This window comes from Desulfuromonas carbonis, from assembly GCF_054658035.1.
In genome coordinates this window covers 209776-224089 of record NZ_BAAHXR010000002.1, presented here as the reverse complement: position 1 = coordinate 224089, position 14314 = coordinate 209776, and the positions used below count along the sequence as shown (strand labels likewise).

Here is a 14314-nt window from a genome sequence, read left to right as displayed (position 1 = left end):
AGGCAGACCGACAGATCTCCCAGGGTAATGCGCGTGACCTTCCTCCCATCTACCCGCCGCATCTACAGCCCCACCCTCCCGGATGGCTATCGGGCTTTGAAGATATTGGCCTTCTCGCCCGGATGAGACTGCCTCATGCGGTTTCTGTTCGTCGGACCGGGATTTTGCCTGCGGCTTCCTTCAGATTCCACCTCGCGATGGACACCCTTGCCGTCCGGCTAGCGGTTCCCGCCATCAGGGTCCGCAGGGGACTTTCACCCCCAAGTCACTGATTCACCACCACAGTGAATCAGACAGCGCCAGTCAAGGCGCTACGCGCCATGCCTGGCGCACCAAAAAAACGGAACCCCTAGTTCGGGGTTCCGTCGTCATTTTCTGGAGCGGGAAACGGGATTCGAACCCGCGACTTCAACCTTGGCAAGGTTGCACTCTACCACTGAGTTATTCCCGCCCGATTGGCGTTTTGGTACCGCTCCGTCGAGCGCCGTTATTAATAGCAAAGAGGGATTTTCAAGTCAACAAAAAATTCGGAAATATTTTTCCGCCGCAGCGAACCGTTCAACGAGCGATAACTTTAAAGAATTTAACTAGATAGTCCCCCCCGGACCAGGCGGTCAGAGCAAAGGCGATCCAGAAATAGAAGATTCCCGCGTTGTGCATCGAGACATGGAAGAGTTCCCAGCGCAGACCGAAGAACCAGTAATAGTCGTAATGGAGCAACAGGCCGATGATCGCCACCATCTGGAAGATCGTCTTGAACTTGCCAAGGTCGGAGGCGGCGATGACGATCCCCTCCGAGGAGGCGATGGAACGCAGGCCGGTGACGACCATTTCGCGGGCGAGGATGACAAAGACCGCCCAGGCCGGCGCCCGGCCGTGCGGGATCAGCATGATCAGCGCCGCCATGACGATCAGTTTGTCGGCCAGCGGGTCGAGAAACTTGCCGAGGACGGTCACCACCTGCCAGCGACGGGCGAGCCAGCCGTCGAGCCAGTCGGTGACCGCCGCCAGGGAGAAGACGGCGGCAGCCCAGAATCCGGCCTCCCGACTCGGCGAGAGGAGCAGGATCACGATCAGCGGCACCGCGGCAATGCGGCCGAGGGTGAGCAGGTTGGGGAGGTTGAGCAGACCGGAGCGCATACTCATAACAGGGGGTTCCGGTTTCTCCGGTAGTCGTTGAGGTAGGACTTGACGCGATCGACGTAATTGATGGTTTCCGGATAGGGCGGGATGCCGCCGTGCCGCCGGACGGCGGTCGGACCAGCGTTGTAGGCCGCCAGGGCGAGTTCGAGGTTGCCGTCGAACTGGTCGAGCATCTGCCGCAGGTAACGGCTGCCGCCGCGGATGTTTTCCTCCGGGTCGAGAGGGTTGTGCACCTCCATCTCGCGGGCGGTTGCCGGAATCAGCTGCATCATCCCCAACGCGCCCTTGCTGGAGACAGCCTGCGGATTGAAATCGCTCTCGACCTTGATGACCGCCCGGACCAGGGCCTCTTCGATCCGGTAGATCCGCGCATAACGGCTGATAATGTCGCCGATGCCGGAAGTTACCCTGGTCTCCTTGCGATAGAAGGTGAAGCGGCTGCTGGTCGGATTATTGGTAAAATGCATAACGCCGTGCTCATCGACATAACGGTAGATATCGGCAGCGGCCGGGCGCGGCGCGGCGAGGCCGATGGCGATAAGCAGCAACAGTGGCAGGGCAAGTTTCATCAGGCGCAGTCTCCGGGCCGAACTATAGCCCAAAACATTCAGTATTTCAACCTGTTTAGCGCCCCGAAATCCTTGACATCGCAGTCCGCTGTGCCGATAATGACGACCTGCGACTCCCGGGCCGCAATCATTCCAGTCATGCGAGGCCATCGATGAAGGTCATATCCGATTTTCTGGTCATCGGCAGCGGCATTGCCGGTCTCTCTTACGCCCTCAAGGTGGCCGACCGCGGCAAAGTTGCCGTCGTTACCAAGCGCGAATGCAGCGAAACCGCCACCAATCTGGCCCAGGGCGGGATCGCCTCGGTCATCTCGCCGGAAGATTCCTTTGCCGCCCATATCGAGGACACCATGGTGGCAGGGGCCTTTCTCAGTGACGAAGAGATCGTCCGCATGGTGGTGGAGGGGGGGCCGCAGGCGATTCAGAATCTGATCGAATGGGGGGTCCAGTTCACCCGCAATGTCGACGACACCTTCGACCTGACCCGCGAAGGGGGGCACAGCGCCCGTCGCATCCTCCATGCCCAGGACATCACCGGCCGGGAGATCGAGCGGGCCCTGGTCGCGGCCGTGCGCCGCCACCCCAACATCAGTATTTTCGAGGACCATATCGCCGTTGACCTGATCACCGAAGCCAAGGTGAGCCAGCACCGCAACGGCCCCAACCGCTGTCTTGGCGCCTATGTCCTCGACATCAGGGCGAACGAGGTTTTCACCTTCGGGGCACGGGTGACGATCCTCGCCACCGGCGGCGCCGGCAAGGTCTACCTCTATACCTGCAATCCCGATGTCGCCACCGGCGATGGCGTGGCGATGGCCTATCGCGCCGGAGCCACCGTCGCCAATATGGAATTCATGCAGTTCCACCCGACCACCCTCTTTCACCCCCACGCCAAGTCGTTCCTGATCTCCGAAGCGGTACGGGGCGAAGGAGCGATCCTGCGCCGCCGCGACGGCACCGCCTTCATGGAGGGCTACCACCAGCTCAAGGATCTCGCCCCGCGCGACATCGTCGCCCGCGCCATCGACAATGAAATGAAGGTTCATGGCGACGACTGCGTCTTCCTTGACATCACCCACAAGGGTGCCGACTATATCCGGGAGCGTTTTCCGACTATTTATGAAACCTGCCTTGGCTACGGTATTGACATGACCCGGGAACCGATCCCGGTCGTTCCGGCCGCCCACTACCTTTGCGGCGGAGTCCAGGTCGACAGCTGGGGCGAGACCGATATCCAGAATCTCTTCGCCATTGGCGAAACTTCCTGCACCGGCCTCCACGGCGCCAATCGCCTCGCCAGCAACAGCCTCCTCGAAGGGGTGGTCTACGCTGCCCGCGCCGCCGTCCGCTCCCTCGAACGCCTTAACGAGAGCGCCCCCGCCTTCCCGACCATCGATCCCTGGGATTCCGGCAGCGCCACCGACAGCGACGAAGAGGTGGTGGTCGCCCACAACTGGCACGAGATTCGCCTTTCGATGTGGAACTACGTCGGCATCGTGCGCTCCAACAAGCGCCTGGTCCGGGCCCTGCGCCGGGTACAGATGATCCAGGACGAAATCGCCGACTACTACTGGAACTTTTATATCACCTCCGACCTGATCGAACTGCGCAACATCGCCACCGTCGCCGAATTGATCATCCGCAGCGCCCTGACCCGGGAAGAGAGCCGCGGGCTTCATTACAATCTCGACTTCCCGGCCACCGACGACGACCACTGGCAACGCCCCACCTTGCTGCGCAAGGAGTTTTGAGAGCAGTTGCCCGTTGCTCGTCACCGGTCACCAGATGTCCCGTCTTAACTTAATCCATTTTCTTGAAACCTGTAGCTAACGGCGCGTAGCTGATAACTTTTTTCACGGAGTCCGCCTTGACCATCGACGAGATCCGCGTGGCCATCGACGAGATTGACACCCAACTGCTGGAGATCTTCAACCGGCGCGCCGCCCTCGCCCTGCAGATCGGCGAGATCAAGAAGGAACGGGGGCTGCCGGTCTACGATCCGGGACGGGAGAAACGGATCTTCGACCGGATGCGGGCCGCCAACCCCGGCCCCCTGGAAGATGGCGCCATCGTCCGTCTCTTCGAACGTGTCATCGACGAGTCGCGGCGCCTGGAACGGATTCGGACCAAGGGAGAATAGAATTATGCTCATCGTTATGCGCACCACCGCTACTGCCGACGATCTCGAACGGGTCAAGCAATACCTTATCGACGGCGACTTCGACTTCCACCAGTCAACCGGCGCCAACCGGGTCATCATCGGCGTCATCGGTGATGCCGGCAGCATCGATCAGTCTGCCGTGCGGGCCCTCCCCGGAGTACTGGAGATTTTCCGCATTCCACCCGAGGACCAGGAACAGCAATGAAGACCGCCATCGAGGCGCTGCTGAACGATCCGCACCGGGTCACCGTCCTCGCCACCAGCGATGGAAACGGCCTCCCCAACCTGGCGGTTATCGGCGCTGTCCGCCCCCTCCCCGATGACGCCTGGGTGATCGGCCTCGGCAATAACCGCACCCTCGCCAACCTGCGCGCCACGGGCCTGGCAGCGCTCCTCGCCTGTCTGCCGGGCGCCAGCCTCCCCCTTTGGCAGGGAAGGCGGATTTATCTCGAAGCGCTCGACTTTGCGACCTCCGGACCGCTCTTCGAAAGCCTGGTCGCCGCAGTAACCGCCGAGGCCGGGCGCCGCGCCGGGCGCGCCATCCGCTGTGCGGTCAGCTGCCGGGTCAGCGCCGAACGACCCCTGATCGAAGTCCCCTCCCCCACGCTCTGATCGAAACGAAGATACTGTGGCGGCCCAGGAAAATTTTTCCCGCCGAACCCATTGCCATGGTCAGCTGCGCATTTACATCGGGTTCGAATCGGGTTAATATGCTGACCCCGCTACCGCCCAGGAGGGTTAGGAGCGGAAACGTCCTCCCCGGGAGCAGGCCAGACCGTTATGCGCATCTTGCTGGTGAATCCACCCAATTGTGGTCGCAGTATCCCCGAAGAGCGCTACGGTCTCACCTCGATCAAACAGATCTTTCGGGGGGAGCCGTTGGCACTGGAGACCCTGGCCGGGAACCTGGCAGGCCACGAAGTGGCGCTGCTCGACCTCAAGGTCGACCCGGACGGCCTGGCCGCGACACTCGCCGGTTTTGCTCCCGACCTGGTGGGAATTACCGCGGTGACCTGTGAAGCGCAGACGGCCCGGCAACTCGCCGCAGCAGTCAAGGAAAGCACTGACGCCACCACGGTGGTCGGTGGCATTCACGCCAGCAACGACCCGGAATTTTTCAACGTCGCCGAGATCGACTTTGTCGTCATCGGTCTCGGCAAGGCGAGCTTTCGCGAGCTGGTCGACGCCCTGGAGCGGGGCGAGCGGCGTCCGCAGATTCCCGGCGTCGCCGTCACCAGCCCGGATTGGCCACTCAACTTCGACCGGCGCAGCTTCGGACCCAACGACCTGCTTGAGGCGCTGCCGCCGCGTTACGACCTGGTCGCCGACAAGCGTCAGCACTACACCCTGCTCGGGCACCCGATGGGCTTTGTCGCCTCCGCCTACGGCTGCCCCTTTGACTGCAACTTCTGTTGCATCGCCGGCCAGGCCGGTGGCAGTTACCTCTCCTGCTCCATCGAGACAGTGCTGCGCGACATCCGCCTGCTCGGCGAGGTACCGATCATCCGCCTGGTCGACGCCAACACCTTCGGTAACGTCGGCCACGCCCGCAGGCTCTGCCAGGCGATCGCCGCGGCACAACTCGGCAAGCAGTTCCTCGGCGATGTCCGTTCCGACACCGTGGTGCGCCACCCCGACCTGATGCGCGAATGGCATGCCGCCGGCCTGCGCACGGTGGTAATCGGTTTCGAGGAGATCAGCGACGCCGGCCTAGCGCAGATGAACAAGGAAAACCGTGAGGCGGTCAACCGCGAGGCGATCGCCATCCTGCGCGAGATCGGTGTTACCATTGTCGGCGATTTCATCGTTGACCCGGCCTACGGCCACGACGATTTCGACCGGCTGGTCGCCTACCTGCAGGCGAACCCGATCGACCTGCCGATCTTTACGGTGATGACGCCGCTCCCCGGGACCGCCCTCCACCGCGCCTGGCGGGAGCGGATCGTCAATCATGACCTCGACTACTACACCCTCGCCAACGCCGTGGTTCCAACCCGGCTCGGCGACGCGGAGTTCTACCGGCGCTATGCCGAACTGTTTCAACTGACCCACCCGAAAGCCAAAATCTAAAGAGGGGCGGTAACTCGCATGGAAGCCTATATCACCGATCTGGCAGTCTTTCTTCCCAACGCGCCGGTCAGCAACGAGCAGATGGAACAGATTCTCGGCATGGTCAACCAGCTGCCGTCACGCACCCGTGCCATGATCCTGCGCAACAACAAGATCCGCACCCGGTACTATGCCATCGACCCGGCCACCGGCAGGACCACCCACAGCAACGCCCAGCTCGCTGCCGAGGCGGTGCGCGGCCTCCACCCCTACGACGGCTTCTCCCTTGAGGAGATCGAGGTACTCGCCTGCGGTACCACCCAGGCCGACCAGCTGATCCCCGGCCACGCCTCGATGGTTCACGGCGAGCTCAAGTCGCCGCCCTGCGACATCATCAGCACCGCCGGGGTCTGCATCTCCGGCATGACCGCCCTCAAGTACGCGGCGATGAATGTCGCCCTTGGCCAGAGCCGCAACGCCGTCGCCACCGGCTCCGAACAGGCCTCCTCCTTCATGCGCTCGCGCATGGCCGGCACCATCCCGGCCGAGGTGGCCGAGGCGGTGGAGCAGCAGCCTGCCCTCGCCTTCAACGCCGACCTGCTGCGCTGGATGCTCTCCGACGGCGCCGGCGCCGCCTTCATCGCCCCGCAGCCGACTCCCGGCAAGCGCGCCTTCAAGATCGAGTGGATCGACATCTTCTCCTTCGCCAACGAGCTCGACACCTGCATGTACGCCGGCGCAGTGAAGAATCCTGACGGCTCCATCACCGGCTGGCGTGAATTCGACAAACCCCAGGAGATGCTCGAGTCCCACGCCCTGCTGGTCAAGCAGGACGTCAAGCTTCTTGAACGGGAGATCGTCGCCACCACCGCCAACCGCACCATCCCGCTGCTGTCCGCCAAGCGCGGCATCAAGGCCGAGGAGGTCGACATCTTCGTCGCCCACTACTCCTCCGACTACTTCCGCCTGCCAATCTACCAGGGGCTCAAGGATGTCGGCTTCCATATTCCGCTGGAGCGCTGGTACACCAACCTCCCCGACAAGGGGAACACCGGCAGCGCCTCGGTCTATATCATCCTTGAAGAGCTGCTCCACTCCGACCGCATCAAGCCCGGCGACAAGGTCCTCTGCTACGTCCCCGAGAGTGGCCGCTTCTCCATGTGTTATGCGCTGCTGACGGTGGTTTAGCAGACCCTCCCCTCGCTAAACAAAAAATGAGGCTCCCGGATGGGGCCTCATTTTTTGTTAAAAACAGGATGAGCTGAGCTATCAGGGTTGAAGGGCGTTCAATCTTTGGACAGGGATACAAATCTGATTGTTACCGATCACGGCAACCCCAAAACCAGATTTCCCCTCTATTGTTATATTCCCGGCTTAATCATCATTTCTGTGATTCCCAACAAACATCAGGAAGCCGTGACCCCTTCCCCGATCAGAAAATCAGCCAGCGTCCGCAACGAAGTCAGGATCTCGCGACTGATCTCCTTGCCGCCGATGCGGACGTCGTATTTCTTCTGGACCTCGACGACGATCTCCACCGCGTCGATCGAATCGAGGCCGAGCATGGAGTCGGGCCCGGTCAACGGGTCGTCGGGGCCAAGCTCGTCGGGATCGACATCCTCCACGTTGCAGGTGGCAAAGATCATTTCGCGCAGTTCCGCCATCAGTGCTTCAGACATGTTTCACTCCAATCAGCAGCGTCGGCCTCAATCCGGCCGGCGCCGACCATGATACAGGAAATACCAGGCAGTCAGCAAGGTGACCACAAAAAAGACGAACAGGAGCAGGAGCCGCGGCCAGATATCAAGGAGGCCGCCACCGCGCACCAGCAGACCGTGGAAGGCGTCGAGCCCCCAGCCAAGGGGGGAGACGAGACTGAACGTCTGCATGATGCGGGGCATGGCGTAGAGGGGGATCATCACCCCGCCCATGGCGGCAGCGATCACCACCGACACCGCGCCGAACATGGAGGCCTGCTCGTAGCTGCCGGCCAAGGTGCCAAGGAGCAGACCATAACCGGTTGCCGCCAGCGAGGCGCAGAGGGCGACGAGCAGGAGTGCCGGCCAGCTTGCACCGACCTGCAGCGCCGCGGTGCCGAGAAGCGGCAGGACCCAGAAGCCGATGGAGAGCATGCCGAGAAACTGCACCATACAGACCAGGACAAAGGCGAACACCTTGCCGGCGAGGATCGTCAGCGGCGAAACCGGCAGGGTCATCAGGCGCTGGATGGTGCCGGCCTGACGTTCGCGGATCATCATTCCCGACAGCGGGACGACGATGAAGAACATGCCAAACAGGGTCCAGGCCGGGACGTTCTGCTGCACTGCGTTGGGGCGCACCGCCCCGCGACCGCTGGCGAACTCTTCATGAAGGAGTGTCGGCCCATTTTCGGCCAAATCGAGCTTGACCACGGGGTTGGTTGCCAGGCCGGCAAAGGAGCCAGCGCCGCCGAGCTGCTGCATCTGCCGCGGCAACTCCCGGGCGAAGACGCTGCTGCGTTCGCGCACCTCGATGCCGAGCAGCACCCGCTGCAGCAGGTTGCTGACCGCCACCCGGAACGCCCCCTGCACCGCCGGGTCGATCAGCAGTTGCGGCTCGGGGACGGTGACCGCCAAAGCGGTTACGCTGCTGGAGGCGAAAGCGGCGCCCACCTGCTGCTCGGCGCGCCGGCGCAGGGCGTCCGAGTAGCCCGCCGGGAAGACCAGACAGAAGGGATAGTCGCCCCGATTGAGCAGCGCGCGGGCCCGTTCCTCATCGAGGGGAATCCCATCCGCGTGGCGCACCAGATTGATTACCCCGCTCGCTTCGAGCAGCCGGGCAGCTTCTCCCGCCAGCGGTCCACCGTCATGGTCGATCCAGAGCAGATCGAAGCTCGACTCCCCGGTCGCTTTCATGACGCTCTCCTGCACCAGCGACATGATCAGCACCAGCGCCATCGGCATGACGAAGAGGACCAGCAGCCCGGCGCGGTCGCGGAGCAGTTGCAGCAGTTCCCGGCTGGTGACGGCGAAGATTTTCCCTGCCATAGCTCCTAGTCTCGCAGTTGGCGGCCGGTCAATTGCAAAAAGAGCTCGCCGAGATCGCTGACGTCCGGCGCTGCCGCAACCAGCGCGGCCGGCCTCCCCTCGGCAATCACCCGCCCCTGGTCGACGACGGTGACCCGATCGCAGATCGCTTCCGCCTCTTCCATATAGTGGGTGGTGTAGACCATCGTCATCCCCTCCCCCCGGAGGCGCTGCAGGTTGGCGAGGATCAGGTTGCGCGACTGGGCGTCGATACCGACCGTCGGCTCATCGAGGAAGAGGAGCCGGGGGCGATGCAGTACGCCGATCGCCAGATTAACGCGCCGTTTCATCCCGCCCGAGTAGGTGCCGACGCGGCGATCAGCAGCCTCGACCAGGCCGACCAGTTCCAGTGCCTCGTCGATTCGCTGGCGCAACAGCTCGCCACCCAGGCCGTAGAGACGCCCGAAAAAATTCAGGTTCTCCCGGGCCGAAAGCGCCGGGTAGAGGGCGATATCCTGCGGCACCAGGCCGATCAGGGCTTTAATCTGGCCGGGATGGGCGAGCAGGTCGATGCCGGCGAGCTGAACACTTCCTGCGGAGGGGCGCAATTGAGTGCAGAGAATCGAGATGGTGGTGGTCTTGCCGGCGCCGTTGGGACCGAGCAGGCCGAAGATCTCCCCTTCGCCAACCGTCAGGTCGAGACCGTTGAGGGCCGGCCGCTGCGCCCCCGGATAGGTCAGCTCCAGCGCCTGCGCGGTGAGCAGGGGCGTCACCATCATCCTTTGCGCCCGATCAGGAGGGCCAGGTCCCGGAAGAAGAGCTCCTCCTCGCTCGCGCACTGGCGCAGGATTCCGGCCAGAGTGCGGTAGACCTCGGATCCTTCCCCGCGCCCTTTGCATTGCCGGGCGCCCAGCACCGCGAACTCGCGCCAGCGATCGCCGATGGCGGTCATGCGCGTCGCCATCGCCTCCAGTTCCGGCAGGGCGAGGAGCGCCGCCGCTTCCTGCAGAAAGGCGGCGTAGATGAAGCGGAAGCCGGCGCCGCCGGTGCCGATCTCTTCCTGCATGCGGATCATGTGGCCGAGATGCAGACTCGCCTTGCGTTCGCCGAGCTTGGCCGGCCAGGCCTCGAGATCGCGAGCGAGCAGGCGCATGCCCCGAATGCCGGCATAGGGGATCGGCGTATTCAGCATCACCTTGCAGACATCGCGGATTGCCGAGGCCGCCGCCTCGGCGAGATCAGTCCTGGCCGGCATCTGCTTCACGTAATAGATCCGTCCTTTGGGCGCCATTGCCCCTTTGGAGAAGCGCGCCCGTTCCAGATCGGCCGCCGGGCAGTCGACCAGTCCCGGGAAGACCGGGTCGCTGATCTTGTAGGTCTCCCCCTCGCGGCCAATGATCACAAGATTGTGGCCGTTGAAGTGAAAGCGCAGCGCCGCCGGAAAATAGGGGAGCCAGTAGGCGCCGGTCTGGGCGCCGACCGGCACCCCCTGTTCGAGGAGGTGATCGACCGCCGCGCGGGCGGCGGCAGGATGGCGGAACTTCTGTTTCGCTACCTGCACGCCGAGCCGCCGGGCCGCCTTGCGGAAGATGCTCCCCGGCGCACCGCGGAAGGTGATCAGCGGCAAATAGTTCATCTTGATCCAGGGGACATAGCCGAAAAAGAGCCCCGAACCGATACCGAAGGCCATCGCCTCGGAAAGAGGAATGCCGCCATGGGTCAGCAGGTTGGCGGTGACGCCGCTCTCGCAGTGGGCGGACTGGTTATGGGGAAAAGCGATCATGGTTGTTCCTGAAATCGGTTCATTCAGGCTGCGGCAGCGGCAACTCGGGGTTTTCAGGGAGCCGGCAAAGCTCGGCGACCGGCATCTTCAGGGTAGCGGCGTAGCGCTCCAGCAACTGCGGCTTGAGGCGACTGAAGATCGCCGGCTTGAGATGGCGCCGGACCCGCCAGCGGGGGAGACCGACGTAGGCGGCAAGCATGCCGACATCCATCTGGTTACGAACCATGTGGTAGGCAAGGACGCTCTGCCGCCCGGCCCGGATGTCGGCGAGGACCGCCGCGACCTGGTCGCGGATCAGCTCCCAGGCCTGGAGATTGACGACGTTCTTCGGTTCCCAGCCGGCACTCGGGGCCAGTACGTAGCGTCCGCTCTCGTCGACGGCGTAGCAGACTTCGCGTTGCCCCTCGAGCAGGCAGCCGTCCTGGGGAACCTGGTCCTTGCGCATGGAAACCTCAGAAGTAGTGGCCGAGCTCGAACACGACCGAGTTGATACCACGGTTGTCATGGTGCAGATGACCGTTGCTGACGTGGTGAGCATGCACCGCGCCGAACCAGGGGCGCCCGGGACCGCCGAATTCGCAGCCGATGCCGAAGCGCGGGTTGAAGTTGAGGCGCAACCCCTGGTCCTTGACCTGGAAATCGGTGTAGATCAGGCCGATCCCCGCCTCGCCGTAGGGGCGCCAGCTCGCTCCGGCCCAGCGATCAAGGTAGTAGAGCGCCATGAAGCCGGCAGCGGCGACCCCGCGGGTCCCGGAGACCGCACTCCCTTCGGCGAAGCCAAGGCTGGCGTCGAGCTTGAAGCGCAGCGCCGCGGGCGCTGCATGGCGCCAGATGGCGCTGTAGTCGTAAAGGGTGCTGAGGGTCAGCAGGTGGTAGCGGACGCCGTCCGGGGAATAGCTCGGGCCGACGTCGAGGGCGAGGCCGACCCGCTCCGGTTCCAGCAGGGGGGAAGCCGCATCGCAGGTGACCGGAGAGATCACGGCAATCGCCAGGAACAGAAGCAGTCCACCGATGCTGCGCCCCAAAAACCCTGTAAGTCGTCGCCCCCTCATCCTCATCCCCCCAGGTTGATGATGCTGATTTCACCGGCCCCGCTGCACTTGAGACAGGCGAGGGGCCGCCCGGCGATTGCTTCGGGCTGGCGCACCACCCGCCCCGGGCAACCGTCGTCCGCTCCCACCGGCGCCGGATAGATTTCGCCGCCGGCGCGGATCAGGGCGGCGATCGCCATGTCGAAGGCCGGCCCCACCGGCAGGCTGCCGTAGAGGGGTGAATAGGAGACGACATCCGCCTGGGCTGGAATCTGGCTGGGGTAGAGACTGCCGCAGCGACGATGGCCATCGACGCCGAGCAGCAGCAGCGCATCAGCAGCGACCGGCAGCTTCTGGCCGCTCTGGTGGCCGATGTCGATCCCCTGCACCGTCCCGTAGCGGGAAGGTGATCCTTCATCAGCGCGGGTGAGGACGAAGAAGGCCGCCCCTTCGGCGAGGATGGCACTCTGGCGCTGCAGTTCCAGCGGCCGGATCGGGCCGCCGTCGCCGCTGCCGAAGAAATGATCCCAGCAGTAACCGAGCACATCGCAGTATTCGTCGATGCCGCCGAAGAGGACCGAATCGACGCGCCCTTCGGCGAGCCAGCGGGCGGCGGAAAGGAGCGCCGAGGGGACCGACATTTCGAACTGGCTGACGGTCAGGCTCGGCCCGGTGATGCCGAGCAGGATCGAGATGTGGGCGGCGGCGGCGTTGTGCACCGAGTTGGAAAAGTGGGTCGGCGAGGCGCACTGGTCGCCGTCATCGATCACCGAGTCGAGAAAAGCGAAGGTGGTGCGGGTCGCCCCGTAACCACTGGCGACTACCACTCCCATGCGCTGCGGGTCGAACTGCTCGCGCCCGGCATCGGCCAAAGCCTGGGAGGCCCCGAGCAGCGCCAGCCGCGAATAGTGGTCAATGCGGCGTAGCGACTTCTTCGGCAGAAACTCGGCCAGGGGTTCCGTATCGGCGAGAAAGGCCGGCAGCACCACCTCGCGGCCGTCATTGCTGAAGGTGACCTGTCCCGGGCGCGGCAACTCGCCGCGCAGGGCCGCCTCCAGGGCGTGGAGGCCCGCACCGAAACCGCCGACGACACCGATGCCGCGAATGGCCATAGGTTGAGAATTCATGCGTCCCTCCCGAGAACCACGACCGCGTTGTTGCCGCCAAAAGCGAGCGACTCGGAGAGCGCCACCCGCCCGGTGACCAATGTTTCGACCAGGACCGGCGCCGCGGGAAATTCCGGGTCCGGCGTGGTGCAGCCGATATTGCCGGGGATCCGGCCCTGCTCCAGGCAACCGATGGTAAAGGCCGCCTCGATCGCCCCGGCGGCGCCGAGGGTGTGGCCGGTATACCCCTTGGTGGAGACGAAGGGGATCCCGGGAAGCACCTCGGCCAGCACCTTGCTCTCGGTCCGGTCATTGTCCGGGGTGGCGGTACCGTGGGCGTTGACGAAGGCGATGTCGGCAGCGCTGACGCCGCTGGTCGCCAGCGCCTCGGCGATCGCCCGCTTCAGGCCGGAACCGTCGGGGCGCGGGGCGGTCAGGTGGTAGCCATCGCTGGCCGAACCGTAGCCGAGCACCCGGGCGCGGGGCGCCTTCTGGCGCTGGATCCGCGCCGCTTCCGACTCGAGCACCAGCACCGCGGCGCCGGCGCCGAGGTTGAGTCCCTTGCGATCGCGGTCGAAGGGGCGGCACGGCTCCTCGTCGGTAATCAAAAGGGAGATGAAGCCGTTGTAGGTGACCCGGCAGAGCTCGTCGGCGCCACCGGCAAGGGCAACGTCGCAGATTCCGGCGCGGATCCAGGAGGCCGCCAGGCCGATGGCGTCGGTCCCCGAGGAACAGGCATTCACCACCGTCTGACAGGGTCCGTCGAAACCATACTCGCGGGCGATGGAGGCGGCCGGGTTGGAATTGAGGAACTTGACGATCGGATCGATCGCCGGCCGTTCCCCCGCCTTGAACTGGCGATAGAAGAGCTCGTTATTCATGGCACTGCCGACGGTGGTACCGACACAGACCCCGACCCGCAGCCCGCGCAGCTGTTCGCGCTCGATCCCGGCATCGGCCAAGGCCTCAGCCGCGGCGACCAGGGCGAGACGACTGGTGCGCAGGACGTCGGGCTTGCCGACCCCCCGCTGCTCCGGAAACTCCACCGCCACCTCGAAGACCGGGTAGCGCACCGGGTGGGTGCTGGTGAAGGACTCGGGCGGTATCGGTTGCCGCTGACCGCTGAAAAGAGCGGCCATGCAGGACGGGAAGTCGAGCCCGGCCGCGCTCAGGCACCCGACCCCGGTGACGGCGACGGGAGCTAGGGTCGTCATTTGCTGCGCCGCTCGGCAATGAAGGCAGCCAGGGTGGCGACCGACTGCAGTGCCGGGCGACCTTCGTCCATATCCTTGATCTCGACACCGAAGTGCTTCTGCACCAGCACCACCAGTTCGACTGCGTCGAGGGAATCGAGGCCGAGCCCTTCCCCGAAGAGCGGGGTATCGTCGGCGATCTCTTCCGGGCTCACATCCTCCAGGTTCAGTTCTTCCACCAGGATCTTTTTCAGCTGTTCAGTGATCTCCATCG

At 64.1% G+C, this 14314-nt stretch carries 17 protein-coding genes and 1 tRNA gene; 6 read left to right on the top strand and 12 right to left on the bottom strand.

Annotation, left to right across the window (positions count from 1 at the left end):
* Positions 1-376 precede the first annotated feature (376 nt).
* The 3 genes from ACYQ8E_RS03270 to ACYQ8E_RS03260 all read right to left on the bottom strand — a co-directional run bounded on the left by ACYQ8E_RS03270 (position 377) and on the right by ACYQ8E_RS03260 (position 1712).
* Positions 377-451 (bottom strand) — tRNA-Gly (locus ACYQ8E_RS03270).
* Between the two features lie 107 nt (positions 452-558).
* The gene (gene pgsA / locus ACYQ8E_RS03265) at positions 559-1146 is read right to left on the bottom strand and encodes a CDP-diacylglycerol--glycerol-3-phosphate 3-phosphatidyltransferase (protein ID WP_459860094.1); all 588 of its coding nucleotides are present in this window, start codon (positions 1144-1146) and stop codon (positions 559-561) included.
* Positions 1143-1712, bottom strand: coding sequence for a lytic transglycosylase domain-containing protein (locus ACYQ8E_RS03260; protein WP_459860092.1), 570 nt, complete (start codon positions 1710-1712; stop codon positions 1143-1145). Before ACYQ8E_RS03260 ends, pgsA begins: the two co-directional genes overlap by 4 nt.
* A 152-nt stretch (positions 1713-1864) precedes the next feature.
* Here ACYQ8E_RS03260 and nadB point away from each other — a divergent pair, with 152 nt between their 5' ends.
* The 6 genes from nadB to ACYQ8E_RS03230 all read left to right on the top strand — a co-directional run bounded on the left by nadB (position 1865) and on the right by ACYQ8E_RS03230 (position 7110).
* Entirely contained in the window at positions 1865-3463 is a 1599-nt protein-coding gene (gene nadB, locus ACYQ8E_RS03255) for an L-aspartate oxidase (protein ID WP_459860091.1), read from the top strand.
* A 116-nt stretch (positions 3464-3579) separates the two neighbouring features.
* Positions 3580-3852, top strand: coding sequence for a chorismate mutase (locus ACYQ8E_RS03250; protein WP_459860090.1), 273 nt, complete (start codon positions 3580-3582; stop codon positions 3850-3852).
* A 4-nt stretch (positions 3853-3856) separates the two neighbouring features.
* Positions 3857-4078: a hypothetical protein gene (locus ACYQ8E_RS03245; protein ID WP_066726956.1), complete on the top strand. Its 222-nt coding sequence runs from the start codon at positions 3857-3859 to the stop codon at positions 4076-4078.
* A complete protein-coding gene (locus ACYQ8E_RS03240; protein ID WP_066726954.1) occupies positions 4075-4485 on the top strand; it encodes a pyridoxamine 5'-phosphate oxidase family protein in 411 nt (136 codons plus the stop codon). Before ACYQ8E_RS03245 ends, ACYQ8E_RS03240 begins: the two co-directional genes overlap by 4 nt.
* 168 nt (positions 4486-4653) lie before the next feature.
* On the top strand, positions 4654-5943 hold the full coding sequence (locus tag ACYQ8E_RS03235) for a B12-binding domain-containing radical SAM protein (RefSeq protein WP_066726952.1): 1290 nt from the start codon (positions 4654-4656) through the stop codon (positions 5941-5943).
* Positions 5944-5961: 18 nt separating this feature from the next.
* On the top strand, positions 5962-7110 hold the full coding sequence (locus ACYQ8E_RS03230) for a beta-ketoacyl-ACP synthase III (RefSeq protein ID WP_066726950.1): 1149 nt from the start codon (positions 5962-5964) through the stop codon (positions 7108-7110).
* Positions 7111-7328: 218 nt separating this feature from the next.
* Here the strand turns inward: ACYQ8E_RS03230 and ACYQ8E_RS03225 are convergent, their stop codons facing one another.
* From ACYQ8E_RS03225 to ACYQ8E_RS03185, 9 genes are read right to left on the bottom strand one after another with little or no spacing between them, the layout of a single operon-like run.
* On the bottom strand, positions 7329-7601 hold the full coding sequence (locus ACYQ8E_RS03225; RefSeq protein WP_066726949.1) for a phosphopantetheine-binding protein: 273 nt from the start codon (positions 7599-7601) through the stop codon (positions 7329-7331).
* A 27-nt stretch (positions 7602-7628) separates the two neighbouring features.
* The gene (locus ACYQ8E_RS03220; protein ID WP_066726947.1) at positions 7629-8948 is read right to left on the bottom strand and encodes an ABC transporter permease; all 1320 of its coding nucleotides are present in this window, start codon (positions 8946-8948) and stop codon (positions 7629-7631) included.
* A gap of 5 nt (positions 8949-8953) precedes the next feature.
* Positions 8954-9706, bottom strand: coding sequence for an ABC transporter ATP-binding protein (locus tag ACYQ8E_RS03215; protein ID WP_231875409.1), 753 nt, complete (start codon positions 9704-9706; stop codon positions 8954-8956).
* Positions 9703-10710 carry a BtrH-related acyltransferase DarH gene (gene darH / locus ACYQ8E_RS03210; protein WP_066726943.1) on the bottom strand — a complete coding sequence of 336 codons (1008 nt, stop codon included), beginning with the start codon at positions 10708-10710 and terminating at the stop codon, positions 9703-9705. Before darH ends, ACYQ8E_RS03215 begins: the two co-directional genes overlap by 4 nt.
* 19 nt (positions 10711-10729) lie before the next feature.
* The gene (locus tag ACYQ8E_RS03205) at positions 10730-11155 is read right to left on the bottom strand and encodes a DarG family dialkylresorcinol biosynthesis protein (RefSeq protein ID WP_066726939.1); all 426 of its coding nucleotides are present in this window, start codon (positions 11153-11155) and stop codon (positions 10730-10732) included.
* 7 nt (positions 11156-11162) lie between these two features.
* Positions 11163-11762: an acyloxyacyl hydrolase gene (locus tag ACYQ8E_RS03200; protein ID WP_197463762.1), complete on the bottom strand. Its 600-nt coding sequence runs from the start codon at positions 11760-11762 to the stop codon at positions 11163-11165.
* 2 nt (positions 11763-11764) lie between these two features.
* A complete protein-coding gene (locus tag ACYQ8E_RS03195; RefSeq protein ID WP_082820267.1) occupies positions 11765-12868 on the bottom strand; it encodes a beta-ketoacyl synthase N-terminal-like domain-containing protein in 1104 nt (367 codons plus the stop codon).
* Positions 12865-14061 carry a beta-ketoacyl-[acyl-carrier-protein] synthase family protein gene (locus tag ACYQ8E_RS03190; RefSeq protein WP_066726933.1) on the bottom strand — a complete coding sequence of 399 codons (1197 nt, stop codon included), beginning with the start codon at positions 14059-14061 and terminating at the stop codon, positions 12865-12867. The genes ACYQ8E_RS03195 and ACYQ8E_RS03190 overlap by 4 nt, the downstream gene beginning before the upstream one ends.
* Positions 14058-14312 carry a phosphopantetheine-binding protein gene (locus tag ACYQ8E_RS03185; protein WP_066726931.1) on the bottom strand — a complete coding sequence of 85 codons (255 nt, stop codon included), beginning with the start codon at positions 14310-14312 and terminating at the stop codon, positions 14058-14060. Before ACYQ8E_RS03185 ends, ACYQ8E_RS03190 begins: the two co-directional genes overlap by 4 nt.
* Positions 14313-14314: the final 2 nt, after the last annotated feature.